The organism is Pseudomonas putida (genome assembly GCF_009883635.2).
Lineage (GTDB): Bacteria > Pseudomonadota > Gammaproteobacteria > Pseudomonadales > Pseudomonadaceae > Aquipseudomonas > Aquipseudomonas putida_W.
In genome coordinates this window covers 5679272-5694576 of the sequence record NZ_CP026115.2, presented here as the reverse complement: position 1 = coordinate 5694576, position 15305 = coordinate 5679272, and the positions used below count along the sequence as shown (strand labels likewise).

The window sequence follows — 15305 nt, the reverse complement described above, 5'->3', positions numbered from 1 at the left end:
TATCCATAATTACCTTTTAGCCTCTGGATTAGTGCTTGGATAAGTACGAAGCTGGGATTCTTCCACCGCATCTTTGATTGCTGACTCGCCAAATCTGAAATCAGCTGCATCATTGTGTCTTGATCGTATTAGGAGAAATCTAATCACGTCTAAAATGTAAACAGTGGGAAGAACAGCGAGATTGCATTCCTTTGCTACTCCATTCATTATACGATAAATATCGCCTGAAATACGAGCAAGCCTTAAACCTGCTTCGTAAGCTTGGGGTAGAAAAAAACGCGTGTATGTACAATCACTTCCCTCAGGATACATCAGTGCATCATCTAGTATAGCGGCAGTAGCGCCTATCCAAGTAGAATCCTCGCACCGCGGCAGATCAAATTTCTCGTTGAGAAATCGCGCGATAAGCTCCGGCCGACCCATGGCTCTAAGCATTTCCATTGTTTCAGTAATCTGAGTTTGGCCAAATCCGACTACAGTCACACCAACATTACGCAGCGCTAGGACATTTTGTAGATACTGAAGATTCTCGAAGTCGGCAATTGTTAAGGTATGCATCTCATCAATAAACAAAACTAGATGTTGGCCGGCACGATCTATAAGCCGACCACTAACATAAGACACCACTGCGGCCCGCACCTGATCCAGGTTAGGCCTTTTTGGTAGCGCAAGGAGATAGCTACGTGCAATGTTGTTGAGTATGCCCTCTTTCCGTAATGGATCAGCAGTCACATGACACACAAAACGATCTTTAAAATCTGCACGCGCCTCAATGCATTTGATCGCAAATACACAGCATGTAGTTTTACCCATCTGTGGCAACCCTTTGAAATATAGGCTTTTTTTATGAAGCTCCACAGCATCCATCACAACTTCGACTACAATTGGCATGCTTGGGGTTAGGACTTTGTATTGGTTTGTCACCAACGGGTGTTTGGAAAACAGCTGCTTTTGAAGTGCGGCATTGGTCGGATCATATTTATCCATAATCAACCACCTGCTATAACTTCTTCAGTAGCTCAAGCAAATCAGTTTCATTGGTTGCTATTGTCCATGCGCGTCTGGGGATGTCTTCCTCCGGAGCCACAGGCGCCGGCAGTTCGAGGACATCCGACTGCTGGTCTATCTCCGGCAATGACCGAGACATCTCATGCTGTAAGAGATCAATTTTGGACGCAGAGCTTCGATCTTGCTTGCCGTCCAGACGCATTTTCTCTGCTTTCGCGTACAGATATCGAAGATACACATCCACAGGACATTCGCCGCTTAGGTAAGAGATTATTTTAAGGCGCTTTAAGGAGTTTATTTTTCGGCGTACTTTCCTTGTGTGTGCCCTTTGATCCCAAGCCCCCTGAACTTTAAGTGGCCCAAGCGCTTCACCAGTAACCCGGAACGCTTGCACAACTCGCATGTCAGATTCGTTCACATGAATCAAAATCTTCTTCCCGATCAGGTCAGTAGCATTCTTCAGGCGCCGAGAACTATATCGAGCACCATCCAAATTAATGTAGGGCCTCAAACCAGCATTGAGATCAGCACACACTACCCTAAACTCAGGGACATGCACTGTCCCCAAGGCCTTTTGCGTATCCAGCGGAGGGCATCTTGGAATAAAGTGGTCGTTATTTGATTTAATCAGCTGCTCCAAGGCCTGCAGCGGCGTTTGGTAATATAATCCTTTTGATGGTTCGACATTATGATTTGCGAACCAGGTGTAAGTTAACTGATCGAGAGCAGTGCTTTCCATGTAATGGATACGAGCTTCCTTGCCGGGATTGTCAGCGCCACCTTTATTCGGGCCAGCACCAGTTGTGCTCGGAAACCGTTTGCACAGATCTTCAGTAAAGCGGCCAAATAAATTTTCGATATTTGGCCGCCGTTCAAAATGTGCTGCGCGACCGTAGTCCATCATGCAGCCCAGCTGCTTTCGAAGGCTACTACTGACTTTAACTGACAAATTGGCAAGTGCATTATCGAAGCGGATTACTGATGGCAGCGCTTGCTTCAGCCCAGGGATCAAATCGGCTGGGAAGCCGGCGCCACTCTTCAAAATCAAATCATTGATAACTGGCATGGGTACTGGACGTTCCGCCCCAAACATTTCACGGATCAGCGCAACCACATCCTCAGCGGTCACGTCATCACCATAGATGACTCGATACCAAAGTACCGCAGTGGAGGATATCTCTACTGCAGCAAGAACATGCAGTCGCTTAAGTTCAATTACCGCTCTAAGGTTAGCATGGCTCACCTCGACATCATTTGGAATTGAGAGCACGAAAACAGCATCATAAGTGTGACTATCAATCTCAATGCCATCCCAGAGGCCACGCAGCTTTATAAGTGGTGATTCGCCAGTGCCCACTGGAATATGTGCTACGGCGGCTCTATTTCCTATAATTTCCACTGATCTTTCAAAATTTTGAGCACGAGTCTTTTTGACATAACCAGAAATCGTTCTCAAGGCAAAATCTTTCGAAGTAAACGGCCACGTGACTTTTGAGTGATTCCGTTCTTCGAGATATTTTATAAACAAACGATGAACATCCTTCCTGCGAATGGCGAACTCAGGAACGGTTTTCAGTTCTTTATTGGCTTTACTTTTCTTCAGGATCAGTGCGTCGAGAAACGGCTTGAGATCAGGATAAACCTTAAACAGACTACCAAGCGCTCCTGCCAAACCAGCTCCATTAAGATGGACTTCGGAATTAAGCGGTTTAGTTCTGGTATACTCTGTCGTAGCCTCATTTGGCAGCATTGCGCGATACCCGAAAGGCTGGCCATCAGGAGCTGGCTTGAGGCATCGATTTATCATCTTTATCAGATAGTTTCCACCAATCTTTGTATGCTGCTTGATAACTGCCAAAGACTGCCCTTCCATGTATCGTGTCAATGCATCCTTTCTGTGACGAAATACTGTCAACTCTTTCTGTGAAAGCATATCAACACCGACGTCTTCCCACGGCATCGTTGATTGTACAAGCTCAACAATTTCAGCTCTGGAGCGCCTTGTTTTCATGACAATCTCCACTGGGTGTTATTGCCGAATCCTGCGCTCCCTGCATCCACTTGTATTGCCCCCACCAAAATCATTCTGGAAATGGCACCAATTGCAAGGGCTTGATCTTGAATTGATACAGCCGAGAGGAGATCTTTTATAGTCCCCTCCTTGTCGTGAGTGATTTGAGAATCTAGAGTTTCAGTTTCGACCTCAAGATCGTAATCTCGTACTTGGGCTGCGAAAGCTATCACCTGTAGCCAAAAACCCATGAATTTCGAGAACAGTACCAATCTCACATGGGGAATACGTACAATCTGGGCGTCACGCTCAGGGTGTCCTGAACGCCTGCATCGTACATTCACTGCCTTCAAGTCTTTATCGACATTTTCGCGACTGTCTATTACATGCAACTCTACCGTGCCATCCGCGCAATCTACCCAAGTACATTTGACTCGTTCAAAAGTCTCTGAATCCGGGATCAGGCAGACTTCAACCTCTGCGTCAAATTCAAATCTGCGCACTTTGGGATTGGACTCGAGTTCTGAAACCCAATAGACCATCTCTCGATCGCTGATGATAGTGAAATCCTTGTCGATTTTCGGGCTGTAACACAGCCAAAGGCTCCCGTTATGGCTTCCAGTGCGCGATGACATGAGCTGCTTACGACGGTGCCCTTTCAACGAAACCATGGCCTTCTCCCTCTGTTGCGAAGGAACAGATTTTCTTCCATGATTTTAGCGCGACGAATGGCGCTTTTTTGGATCGTTTCGAAGTTTCCCAGGGAGCGGCAATAGCCGTACACTATAAACAGGTCGCTTTAGAGATAACCGCTCTACCTACTAACGCCGTTAGACAGGGCCTGTGTGCAAGCAGTAGGTTTTTGCCGCCTTAAGTACATAGTTGCTTCTTTTTGTTATGCAGCATTCAATTTTTCTTCTTTTTTTGAGAAGATATTTCGCACCTTGCTGAACCCATGCTGTTGCCCCTCACTATGTAAGCCGCTGATTAGTCAGTGAATGTGAAAATCGGGGGTAGGGTCAGATTTCTTTCGACATACTAAATGGCCATTCAAGGATGCCCAATGACTCACCACCCATCAGCCGATCAGATCATCGACCTTTACCACCGCCACGCTTCGACTTGGGATCGACTGCGCGGTGATCATCTGACTGACCACAAATGGATCGAACGTTTTCATGCGCTGCTGCAGCCGCCTGATGTGGTGCTTGATCTGGGCTGTGGTTCGGGCCAGCCCGTTGCGCGATTCCTGATCGAGGCTGGCTTGTCGCTCGTCGGTGTGGATGCTTCCACGAAGATGCTTGCCATGTGCCGCGCACGTTTCAGCGAACAGCAATGGGTTCACGCAGACATGCGCACGCTGCAACTTGATCGCCGGTTCGCTGGTATCCTGGCCTGGAACAGCTTTTTCCATCTAAAGCCCGACGACCAGCGCCGGATGTTCCCGGTATTCCAGAAGCACGCTGCGCCGGGCGCGTACTTGATGGTCACCAGCGGCCCGTCCCATGGCGAAGCTTTGGGCGAATTCGAAGGTGAAGCCCTTTATCACGCCAGCTTGGGCCCACACGCATATACGAGCCTGTTGCAGAATCATGGTTTTGTAGTCCTGGATCACATCATGGAAGACTCGGCCTGTGGCTTGCCCGCTCCTGTCTTTGAATGTCATCACTTTTGGTTATAACTACACTAAATAGTCATTTAGTGTAGTTATATGGCAACCAGCCACTGCTTCGCCACTTTTCACTCATTCTTCACTGCCCTCGCACTTTTTGCGGCCTAGGATTCGCCGACAATTTGCCTGTCCGCAGAGTCAGTCATGCATCAAAGAAGAACCGATCAACGCGCGCTGCTTTTACTGCTTGCCACTACCGCTGTTTTATTCCCTAACCAGTTCTGCAGCAGATCAATGCGCAGCATGGTTAGTGGGTACGGCTTGCGACCAGCGCCGGCCTTTGGATAATACGGCTCGATCAATGCCACTAAACCGCTCCACGGCACCACCTGTTCCATCTCGGCCAGGAAACGCATGGCGCCGGCCAGGTTCCTTTCCCGCCAGAGGATGTCGCTGGCCAACGCATACGTATACCGCTCCCGAGTGCGGGCGAGTCCAGCCGCCGGCTGCTATGTCGCGGCAAGCGGTCTCCCGACAGCGATTGCAGGCTCGTAGATCACTGCACTGACAGTGCCTTGGGCATTCTGCGACCACAACGGCCGGCTACCAATATCGCCAAGTGAAAGTGACACGTCCCCATCAGCGGTATGGAGTTTTAGCGTGGCCGCGCTCAGCGCAATGGCCGTCAGCGCATCAGCATGGTCGCTAGCAGGATTGTCCAACTTGCGAGCGTCGTAGGCGTGGCTGTTACGGGTCAATGGGTCCACCCTCGTTCGGGTGGTCCGTAGCCGAGCGGATTCGTCTTTGTGTGTTCGCAGGAAACGCAGAACCCTGAAACCAGCAGCGACACTTGGTGTACCGAGATGCAGGCACGGCATGGCGTTGACCGGCATACGAACCTCCATTTGCTTTCGGTTCAGGGCAGCAGAAGTTCGCGATCTCAACGATTGCAGAGCAACGATGGCTGATCAGGAAATGGCTCGGCAACTGACAGAACTGATAGGTGCCTGGATATTCGCTCGATGATACGGTCACCCATGGTTGATGCGTTTCCCCGCCAGGTGAATGATGATCAGCTCCTCCCCTGCCCTGCATATGAGTACGCCGACGGTGAGCGTTACAGAAAGTACAGGCGCTCAGGCGCGCGAGTTGCGTTTTCTGCGTCACCCAGATCGGCTGAGCGCCAGCGAACCTGCATCCATCCTGATCTCGCGCAACGTTAACGAACCTATGTTGCGCACCGTCAGGCTGTATGGCGCACGGCAACTTCAGAATGCCGACGGGCTGGTGATCCCTGATGCCATTAGCCATGCTGCACTTGATCGGCAGGCACTCATGACTCACACCGCAGACGGGGATGAGTCATATTCTCTGGTCGGTATCGATGGGCAGCCCATATGGGCCCGCAACGCTCAGGGAACGGTAAATGTTTTTATCTATGAAGGTGCTGATACCACCGGGCGATTGCTGTCGGTTACCGAAACAGCGGCAGGAAGTCAAAAAGCCCGCACTCGGGAAAAACTGATTTACGGCGAGAGCAACCAGGCTGGCTGCAAGGCACGCAACCTGGCAGGTGTAGTAACGCGTCGTTACGACAATGCCGGGTATACGGACACCTGCTCGATAGCACTTACCAAGCAATCGATCGATTCAGCACAGTATCTGCTGAAACTGCACGAAGCATTGCCTGACTGGGCGGCCATCGAGCCGCCAGAGACCGAAGCGGCGCTCACGCAAACGGCAACTTACGATGCCACAGGGGCTGTGCTGACCAGTACCAACTCGGAAGATGTCACTGCAGCAACCGCATACGACATCACTGGCGCACTGCACACTGCCCGGCTCAAATACACGCGGCAAAACTCACCGGTAGACCTCATTACCTTGAGGGACATCGTGCGTCAGCCGAACGGTGCTGTGATTACGCAGTCAATGGGAAATGGGCTGACGGAGCTATTGGCGTATGACCCGCGCGCACATCACCTGACTCGGCATACCATCATGCGCCCCTCGCATCACCGGTATGGCCCACTGGTTATCAGCGACCTGCATTATGTATACGACCCAGTGGGCAATATCCTGACACTTGATGATAAGGGAGCCGACCCGCAATGGCACCGTAACCAGCAGGCTACTGGTTTACGAAGCTATGCGTACGACACCCTCTATCGACTGGCCGCTGCTACCGGGCGGGAGCGTGTTCCCGTTGCACATTACGGCGTTGGCCCTTCAGAAAGCAGGGTCTGGGTTCCCTATACCGAGATTTTTTCCTACGATCATGGGGATAACCTCGCCCTGATTCGCCACCTCTCAGGCGCCGGCGATTACACGCGCAAGCTCGCTGTTGCCGAGGACAGCAATCGAGCGATAATCGATAAGCTTGGTCAGGCAGCGAAGAATGGCTTCTGGGCCGGTGGGCTGCAAAAACAACTGTCCAATGGCCAGGCGCTAAGCTGGTATGCCGACAATCAGCTGTATCAGGTCGCACCGGTGAGGCGCAGCGACGGTGAATTGAATGACACCGAGCGTTACCTGTACGCAGATGGCGGTACCCGTTCCCGCAAAATCCAAATAGTCCAGGTTGCTTGTGGTTTACAGACCTCGATAACCACTTACTCAGCTGGATGTGAGCGCCGCCAACGCCGACTTGCGAATGCGCTCCAGAAGGACATTTCAATTACCACCGCCGGAGATGTGCGTTTTATCGAAAACAAACTCACTGGCGAGCCTCATCTGCGCTATGCCTTCACGGACCGCCTGGGGAGTTGTGGGGGGGAGGCAGATGAGGTGGGGCGTATAACTTCGCGTGAAGAGTTCTCAGCTTATGGCGACAGCGCTGGCTCGGATGAAGAGTCGACAGAAATTACTGATCGCACAGTGCGCTATGCTGGCAACGAGCGGGATGCAACGGGGTTGTATTATTACGGCTGGCGTTATTATCAGGCTGAGTTGGGTCGATGGTTAAGCGCCGACCCAGGTGAATTGATTGATGGAGCGAACTTGTTCCGGTTCTGCCGTAATAATCCTATCAGGCTGAATGATCCGGATGGAAGAGATCCTCATGAAATTCTGCAAGAAAACTTCCTGATCAACGTGCGCCCCATGATTCTCAGTCGGAATGATTTAGATTATGACGCCGCACTCGGGATCCTCGAAAGCCATTTAAAGCTGACAGGGCAGGCGTTAGGCGAAAGCATGGTGAAAATCATGGAGTATTTTCATGAAGCACCTCGCTCAATAAACACAGGCTATGTGAAAGTAGGTGGCTACTCGGATGATTATGTGAAAAACATGTTTTCCACCGGGGCGCGATCAAATAGCAGCAACTACATTGATATGCGCTTTGATACGGATAGCGCACTGGTCAATATTGAGGGTGCCAATCCAGCCCTTAAAGAGCTGTATTTTTCTGATGACTTTAAGGTTGTGAGTAGCGAGCTTGCACCTGCGCATCCAACTTATGGGGCAATACAGATGCACTCATTAGAGCTCTCCCAAGGCGGGGCGCCGATTTACGGGTCTTCTGCGTTCTTTTTAACTGACGACACTGAGACAATGAGATACCTGAGTTATACGCCGCAAGACTCTTTCCGCCTATTTGAGGATCTAACAACCCAAGGCGAGGCCAGGCGCTTTCAAAATCACATAGCCGCAGCGGGTAACATGTATCCGTTAATTCGCTATGCGACGCCGGAGCAGCTGGATTTTTATGAGCAGGTTATTATCAATGAGCAGCTTCCGCACGGCCCACTAGAGGCTTACATTGAGTGGCAGTCTCACGGTCGCCTGCTGTTTGGGAAAGACATTGAACACCTTGCAATCGCTGAAAGTGAAGTAAGCTTTTGGACTTGGCTCAACGGTAGCAATCGCGCTGTTGATGCGTTCACTAAAAGCTTTAATGTAAAGACTCATTTCATTTGATTTCGGGACTTCGCTGCCGGGAGAAGGCTGCGGTACGCAGCTGTACTCTCAGTCCCTTCAAGCCAAACCACCAAAGCGCTTGTAGAAGTTCTCGTTCACATCAGGCAGAGGGCCGTCGGCGGTTTCCAAGGCGCTGTTGAGCCAGGTTTCTGCCTTGGCACAGACCAGGCGATACAGATTGCGGCACAGCTGGCGAGCGGCGCGGCCCTCCCAGTCGCCGGGCAGCAGCTCGTCCGGCAGTTGCGGATCGCGTAGCAGCAAGCGGCGGTATTCGTGGATCAGCAAAGTCCGCGCCAGGAAGCAATCCTGGGCATCGAGTTCGTCCTGCTCTTTCAGGCTATGCCACAACGGCCGGAACAGCTGGATGAACTCGCTGTACTGCTGGCCAAGCTCGTCGATGCTCCAGCTTTCCCGCACCTGGGCGCGCATGGCCCTCGAGGCCAGCACTTCCTGGGTATGGGTTTCAAAGACGATGCTGTCGTCGCTGGCCTCCAGCTCGCGCAAGGTGGCGGCCAGGTCGCTGCGATCGGCACGTGGGCAGCCCAGCAGGTTCGGCGCCATGGCACCAAAGCCCTGCCACTCCAGCTCTTCGCGCACGGCCTTGCGCTTGCCAGCGTCGAGCTGGGACAGCAACACCAGCGTCCAGGCACCGTCCCAGGCCGGTTGGCTTGGGCTGTACACGCGCTTGAAGGCCTTCTCGAAACGCCTCCGACCGGTGCCGGTGAGGCTGTAGTAGCTGCGCCGGCCGACTTTTTCTGCGGTTAGCCAGCCTTCCTTGGTCAGCCGGAAAATCGAGGTGCGGATCAACCGTTCGTTGATGCCGATCGGCTCCAGCAAGTTGATCAGGCTGCCCAGCCAGACCGTGCCGCCGTGGGGCTCGATGGCATCACCGTAGAGAGTGATGATCAGCGAGCTGGCGCGGATCGGGGTCTGCTCCTGAAAGCGGGTGATCAGGTTGTTCAGCGGAACGAGGTTGCTCATGGACGAACTGCGCGCATTGAAAGCACCGACTATACCTGTGCGACGGGTCGCCTGACCATGGCGCGACGCAGCCTGATTCATGCGCCCGCCTCGCCTTTTGGCCTGAAGCCGCCGTCACCCATGCGCGGGCGCTGTGCTTCGGCTGCGGTCAGCGGCGGGCATTCCACCATCGTCGCCATGCAGCGCTGGCTCAAGTGCTGATACTCGGCCGTACCGCGCTGCTTCCAGCTCAGCTCCTGCTCGGTCAGCGGGCGCTTGACCTGGGCTGGCGCGCCCATCACCAGGCTCTGTTCGGGGCAGGTGAAGCCCGCTTTGACAAACGCCGTGGCGCCGACGATGCAGCGTGGCGCGATGTGCGCACCGTCCATGACCACGGCATTCATGCCGATCAGGGCATCTTCGCCCACGCGGCAGCCATGCAGCACGGCGCCGTGACCGACATGGCCATTGCGCTCGATCACCGTGTCACCGCCCGGGAAGCCATGCATGACGCAGGTGTCCTGCAGGTTCGCGCCCTCTTCCAGGACAATGCGCCCGAAGTCACCGCGCAGGGATGCCAGCGGGCCAACGTAGCAGCGCGGGCCGACGATCACGTCACCGATTAGTACGGCACTCGGGTGCACATAAGCAGTGGGGTCGACCACCGGAGTCAGGCCGTCGAGTCGATAGCAAGGCATGTCTTATCTCCATTAATTTCTATATGGATAGATTTTTGTGTATCACAATCTGGTACGCCGCAGAACTGCGCTTAAGCCACATACTATCTGCTTCTCAGCGAGATCCTCATAGCGCTCAACATAAAACGAGATACACAAAAATACAATTGCTATTGCATTGGTGTATCGCTTGGTGCTTATACTGATTGCACCTGGGCAGGCTCCCCTGCCGCACCTGCAAACAATTCCAATAAATGCCGGCCTCCCGAAGTGCCGTGCGAGCAGCCTGAGGACCCCGACATGCCTCGTTTCATCGATGTGCAGGCCCCTGAACAGGGCGTTCGCCTGCTCACCCTGCAGCGCCCGGAAGCGCTCAATGCCCTGTGCACCGAGTTGCTGGCGGAGCTGGCCAGCGCCCTTGCCAACGCAGATGCCGACCCCGCTACCCACGCCGTGGTACTCACCGGCAGCCGCAAGGCCTTTGCCGCCGGTGCCGACATCCGCGAGATGGCCGAGCGCGATCTGGTCGGCATTCTCAATGATCCCCGTGTCGCCCACTGGCAACGTATCGCGGCGTTTCCTAAACCCTTGATCGCCGCAGTGAACGGCTACGCCCTGGGCGGGGGCTGCGAGCTGGTGATGTGCGCCGACATCGTCATTGCCGGCGAAGACGCCCGTTTCGGCCAGCCCGAGATCAACCTCGGCATCATGCCCGGCGCGGGTGGCACCCAGCGCCTGCTGCGCGCGGTGGGCAAGCCGCTGGCCATGCAGATGGTCCTGACCGGTGAGGCCATCACCGCCCGCCATGCCTTGCAGGCCGGCCTGATCAGCGAAATCACCCAACCTGAACTGGCCGTCGAGCGTGCGCTGCAGGTCGCCCGCAGCATCGCTGCCAAGGCACCGCTGGCCGTGCGCCTGGCCAAGGAAGCACTGCTCAAGGCTGGCGACAGCGACCTGGCCAGCGGCCTGCGCTTCGAGCGCCATGCCTTCACCGTGCTGGCTGGCACCGTCGACCGTGACGAAGGCATCCGCGCCTTCCAGGAAAAACGCCCGGCGCAGTTCAAAGGCTGCTGAGCCGCCCACTTCCCATCGACTGATCGAGCGAGTCCGTCATGACTTTCGAGCACATTGTGTTTTCCATCGAGGACGGCGTGGCCTTCCTTGCGCTGAACCGCCCCGAGCAGCTGAACAGCTTCAACACGCAGATGCACCTGGAAGTGCGCGAAGCCCTCAAGCAGGTGCGCCAGAGCAGCGAGGCCCGGGTCCTGCTGCTGACCGGTGAAGGCCGCGGCTTCTGCGCCGGCCAGGACCTGTCCGACCGCAACGTCGCGCCAGGCGCGGCCATGCCCGACCTGGGCGAGTCCATCGACAAGTTCTACAACCCACTGGTGCGTACCCTGCGCGATTTGCCGCTGCCGGTCATCTGCGCCGTCAATGGCGTGGCTGCCGGTGCCGGTGCCAATATCCCGCTGGCCTGCGACCTGGTGCTGGCCGCCCGTTCGGCCAGCTTCATCCAGGCTTTCTGCAAGATCGGCCTGGTGCCGGATTCCGGCGGTACCTGGCTGCTGCCGCGGCTGGTCGGCATGGCGCGGGCCAAGGCACTGGCCATGCTCGGCGAGCGCCTGAGCGCGGAGCAGGCCGAGCGCTGGGGCTTGATCCACCGCGTGGTGGACGATGCCGAGCTGCGCGACGAGGCCCTTGCCCTCGCCCGCCACCTGGCCAGCCAGCCGACTTACGGCCTGGCCTTGATCAAACGCAGCCTCAACGCCAGCTTCGACAACGGTTTCGACCAGCAACTGGAGCTTGAGCGCGACCTGCAAAGGCTGGCCGGGCGCAGCGAGGATTACCGCGAAGGCGTGAGCGCCTTCATGAACAAGCGCACACCTGCATTCAAGGGCCGCTGATCATGAGCGCACTAAGCAGCAACGCCTTGGTGGCGGTCATCGGCGCAGGCGCCATGGGGGCAGGTATCGCCCAGGTGGCCGCCCAGGCCGGTCACCCGGTAAAACTCTATGACAACCGCCCGGGTGCTGCGGCTCAGGCGGTCGCCGGCATCGATCGCCAGCTCGGGCGCCTGGTGGAAAAAGGCAAGCTTCAGCCGCAAGCACGCGAAGCCATCAGCGCACGCCTGCAGCCGGTCGAGGCGATCGAAACCCTGGCCGACGCCCGCCTGGTGATCGAGGCCATCGTCGAGAACCTGCAGGTCAAGCAGCAGTTGCTGCAGCAGCTGGAAAGCCTGTGCGCCGAGGACTGCATCCTCGCCAGCAACACCTCGTCGCTGTCGATCACCGGCCTTGCAGCCGGGTTGCAGCGCCCGCAACAGGTGGTCGGCATGCACTTCTTCAACCCGGCGCCGTTGATGGCGTTGGTGGAGATCGTGTCCGGCCTGGCGACCGCGCCTGCTATAGCCAACACGCTGTATGAAACCGCCAAAGTATGGGGCAAGAAGCCCGTGCACACGCGCTCTACCCCTGGCTTCATCGTCAACCGCGTGGCCCGGCCGTTCTATGCCGAAAGTCTGCGGCTGCTGCAGGAAGGCGCCGCCGATTGCGCGACGCTGGATGCCCTGCTGCGTGATGCCGGCGGTTTTCGCATGGGCGCGTTCGAGCTGACCGACCTGATCGGCCACGACGTCAACTACGCCGTTACCTGCTCGGTATTCGAGGCCTTTTATGGTGACTTCCGCTTCCAGCCCTCGCTGGTGCAGAAAGAGTTGGTGGATGCCGGGCGCCTGGGCCGCAAGAGTGGCCAAGGTTTCTATAGCTACACCGACGGCGCCGAACGCCCGCCGGCCGCCGAATTGCACAGCCAGGCAAGCACCGAGTGCTGCGTGGTCGAAGGCCAGCTGGGTGCCCTCCATCCTCTGGTCGCGCGCCTGCGTGACAGCGGCTTGGCCATCACCGAGCGGGCGGGCAACGGCCTGCTGCGCGTCGGTGACGCCACCTTGGCCCTGTCCGACGGCCGCCTGGCCAGCCAGCGCGCCCGTGAAGACGGCCTGCGCAACCTGGTGCTGGTCGATCTCGCGCTAGATTACCAGGCAGCCACACGCATTGCCATCAGCTGGTCGGCCGACACCTCGGCCGAGGCGCGCGACCAGGCGGTGGCCCTGCTGCAGCGCGCCGGCCTGAAGGTGACCGGCATCGCCGACCTGCCCGGCCTGGTGGTGCTGCGCACCGTGGCCATGCTCGCCAACGAAGCAGCCGATGCCGTGCTGCAGGGCGTTGGCAGCGCCGCCGACATCGACCTGGCCATGTGTGCCGGGGTCAATTACCCCCGTGGCCCGTTGGCCTGGGCCGAGCAGCTTGGCGTCGGTCACACCCTGCGCGTGCTGGAAAACCTGCAAGCCAGTTACGGCGAAAGCCGCTACCGGCCTTCCCTGCTGCTGCGTCGCAGCGCCGAACAAGGAGCGAACCTGCATGACTGACCTGCAGCGCAATCCCACTGAGCTGGCCCAAGCCTGTGCCGACGCCCTGTATTCCCGCGACCAGGCCACACAAGGTCTGGGCATCGCCTTGCTCGACGTAGGTCCCGGCCGGGCGCGCCTGAGCATGACAGTGCGCGCCGACATGCTGCAGGGCCATGGTACCTGCCACGGCGGCTTTCTGTTCGCCCTGGCCGACTCGGCCTTCGCCTTTGCCTGCAACAGCCAGGACAAGGCCACGGTCGCCCAGGGCTGCAGCATCGACTACATCGCCGCAGCGCTGCCGGGCGACCTGCTCGTCGCTTCAGCCATCGAGCTCAGCCGTAAAGGCCGTACCGGCGTGTATGACGTGCGCATCGAAAACCAGCGCGGCGAGCTGATCGCCCTGTTCCGCGGCAAATCCTACCAAGTGCGCGGCACCGTGCTCGCGCAGGAGACCCCAGATGATTGAAGCCAAGCCCCTCGATGCCCTGATCATCGATGCCGTGCGCACCCCCATTGGCCGTTACGGCGGCGCGTTGAGTAGCGTCCGTGCCGACGATCTGGCCGCCGTGCCGATCAAGGCCCTGATCGCACGCCACCCGGCGCTGGACTGGCAGGCCATCGACGACGTGATCCTCGGTTGCGCCAACCAGGCCGGTGAAGACAACCGCAACGTTGCGCGCATGGCCGGCCTGCTGGCCGGGCTGCCGATCAGTGTGCCAGGCACCACCATCAACCGCCTGTGCGGATCGGGCCTGGACGCCATCGGCAATGCCGCCCGCGCCCTGCGCTGTGGCGAGGCCGGGCTGATGCTGGCCGGAGGCGTCGAGTCGATGTCGCGCGCGCCGTTCGTCATGGGCAAGTCGGAGCAAGCGTTCGGCCGCAGTGCCGAGCTGTTCGACACCACCATCGGCTGGCGCTTCGTCAATAAACTGATGAAGGCCGAGTACGGCATCGACTCGATGCCTGAAACCGCAGAGAACGTCGCTGAGCAGTTTGGCATTTGCCGTGCCGACCAGGACGCCTTTGCCTTGCGTAGCCAGCACAAGGCGGCAGCCGCCCAGGCCAATGGCCGTCTGGCACAGGAAATCGTGCCGGTCGAGATCGCCCAGCGCAAAGGCCCGGCCATCCGTGTCGAGCAGGACGAGCACCCGCGTGCCGATACCACCTTGGAACAACTGGCCAAGCTAGGCACGCCTTTCCGCCAGGGCGGCAGCGTCACGGCTGGCAACGCGTCCGGCGTCAACGACGGCGCCTGCGCCCTGCTGCTGGCCAGCAACGCTGCTGCTCACCGCCACGGCCTCAAGGCCCGCGGGCGTATCGTCGGCATGGCGGTTGCCGGCGTCGAGCCACGTATCATGGGCATCGGCCCAGTACCGGCAACCCTCAAGGTACTGGAGCTGACCGGCCTGGCGCTGGCCGACATGGACGTCATCGAGCTCAACGAAGCCTTCGCCGCCCAAGGCCTGGCCGTGCTGCGCGAACTGGGCCTGGCCGACGACGACCCGCGAGTCAACCCCAATGGCGGCGCCATCGCCCTGGGCCACCCGCTGGGCATGAGTGGTGCGCGGCTGGTCACCACCGCCCTGCACCAGCTTGAACAAACCAGCGGCCGCTATGCCCTGTGCACCATGTGCATCGGCGTTGGCCAAGGCATTGCCATGGTCATCGAGCGTCTCTGACCAAAGGCTTGTTACCGAACGCGACGCCGCC

12 protein-coding genes and 1 pseudogene are annotated in these 15305 nt (G+C 57.2%); 7 read left to right on the top strand and 6 right to left on the bottom strand.

The annotated features are described in order from the left end of the window. Positions 1 to 9: 9 nt before the first annotated feature. The 3 genes from C2H86_RS25900 to C2H86_RS25890 are packed head-to-tail and all read right to left on the bottom strand — an operon-like array spanning position 10 to position 3690. Positions 10 to 987: an ATP-binding protein gene (locus tag C2H86_RS25900; RefSeq protein WP_159410503.1), complete on the bottom strand. Its 978-nt coding sequence runs from the start codon at positions 985 to 987 to the stop codon at positions 10 to 12. A 13-nt stretch (positions 988 to 1000) separates the two neighbouring features. After that, complete coding sequence (locus C2H86_RS25895) at positions 1001 to 3019, bottom strand: hypothetical protein (RefSeq protein ID WP_159410502.1); 2019 nt, start codon at positions 3017 to 3019, stop codon at positions 1001 to 1003. Then, positions 3016 to 3690 carry a hypothetical protein gene (locus C2H86_RS25890; RefSeq protein WP_159410501.1) on the bottom strand — a complete coding sequence of 225 codons (675 nt, stop codon included), beginning with the start codon at positions 3688 to 3690 and terminating at the stop codon, positions 3016 to 3018. Before C2H86_RS25890 ends, C2H86_RS25895 begins: the two co-directional genes overlap by 4 nt. Before the next feature lie 392 nt (positions 3691 to 4082). Between C2H86_RS25890 and C2H86_RS25885 the strand changes: the two genes are divergently transcribed. Beyond that, positions 4083 to 4700, top strand: a complete 618-nt coding sequence (locus C2H86_RS25885; protein WP_159410500.1) for a class I SAM-dependent methyltransferase — start codon at positions 4083 to 4085, stop codon at positions 4698 to 4700. A gap of 200 nt (positions 4701 to 4900) precedes the next feature. Here the strand turns inward: C2H86_RS25885 and C2H86_RS25880 are convergent. Next, positions 4901 to 5047: pseudogene (locus tag C2H86_RS25880) on the bottom strand (IS5/IS1182 family transposase); the annotation flags it as partial. A gap of 2278 nt (positions 5048 to 7325) precedes the next feature. On the opposite strand from C2H86_RS25880, the gene C2H86_RS28825 reads away from it, so the two are divergent. After that, a complete protein-coding gene (locus C2H86_RS28825; RefSeq protein ID WP_430738605.1) occupies positions 7326 to 8552 on the top strand; it encodes an RHS repeat-associated core domain-containing protein in 1227 nt (408 codons plus the stop codon). Between the two features lie 57 nt (positions 8553 to 8609). Here C2H86_RS28825 and paaX read toward each other — a convergent pair whose 3' ends face one another. Together paaX and paaY are read right to left on the bottom strand one after the other, a co-directional pair. Next, on the bottom strand, positions 8610 to 9533 hold the full coding sequence (gene paaX / locus C2H86_RS25870) for a phenylacetic acid degradation operon negative regulatory protein PaaX (protein ID WP_205524570.1): 924 nt from the start codon (positions 9531 to 9533) through the stop codon (positions 8610 to 8612). A 77-nt stretch (positions 9534 to 9610) separates the two neighbouring features. Continuing rightward, positions 9611 to 10210 (bottom strand): phenylacetic acid degradation protein PaaY, encoded by a 600-nt coding sequence (paaY, locus tag C2H86_RS25865; protein WP_159410497.1) that lies wholly within the window; start codon positions 10208 to 10210, stop codon positions 9611 to 9613. Between the two features lie 279 nt (positions 10211 to 10489). Here paaY and paaF point away from each other — a divergent pair, with 279 nt between their 5' ends. The 5 genes from paaF to pcaF are packed head-to-tail and all read left to right on the top strand — an operon-like array spanning position 10490 to position 15274. After that, a complete protein-coding gene (gene paaF, locus C2H86_RS25860; RefSeq protein WP_159410496.1) occupies positions 10490 to 11263 on the top strand; it encodes a 2,3-dehydroadipyl-CoA hydratase PaaF in 774 nt (257 codons plus the stop codon). Between the two features lie 38 nt (positions 11264 to 11301). Beyond that, positions 11302 to 12093: a 2-(1,2-epoxy-1,2-dihydrophenyl)acetyl-CoA isomerase PaaG gene (paaG, locus tag C2H86_RS25855; protein WP_159410495.1), complete on the top strand. Its 792-nt coding sequence runs from the start codon at positions 11302 to 11304 to the stop codon at positions 12091 to 12093. 2 nt (positions 12094 to 12095) lie between these two features. Beyond that, complete coding sequence (gene paaH / locus C2H86_RS25850; protein WP_159410494.1) at positions 12096 to 13613, top strand: 3-hydroxyacyl-CoA dehydrogenase PaaH; 1518 nt, start codon at positions 12096 to 12098, stop codon at positions 13611 to 13613. Then, positions 13606 to 14061 (top strand): hydroxyphenylacetyl-CoA thioesterase PaaI, encoded by a 456-nt coding sequence (gene paaI, locus C2H86_RS25845; RefSeq protein WP_159410493.1) that lies wholly within the window; start codon positions 13606 to 13608, stop codon positions 14059 to 14061. The genes paaH and paaI overlap by 8 nt, the downstream gene beginning before the upstream one ends. Beyond that, positions 14054 to 15274 carry a 3-oxoadipyl-CoA thiolase gene (pcaF, locus tag C2H86_RS25840; protein WP_159410492.1) on the top strand — a complete coding sequence of 407 codons (1221 nt, stop codon included), beginning with the start codon at positions 14054 to 14056 and terminating at the stop codon, positions 15272 to 15274. Before paaI ends, pcaF begins: the two co-directional genes overlap by 8 nt. Positions 15275 to 15305: the final 31 nt, after the last annotated feature.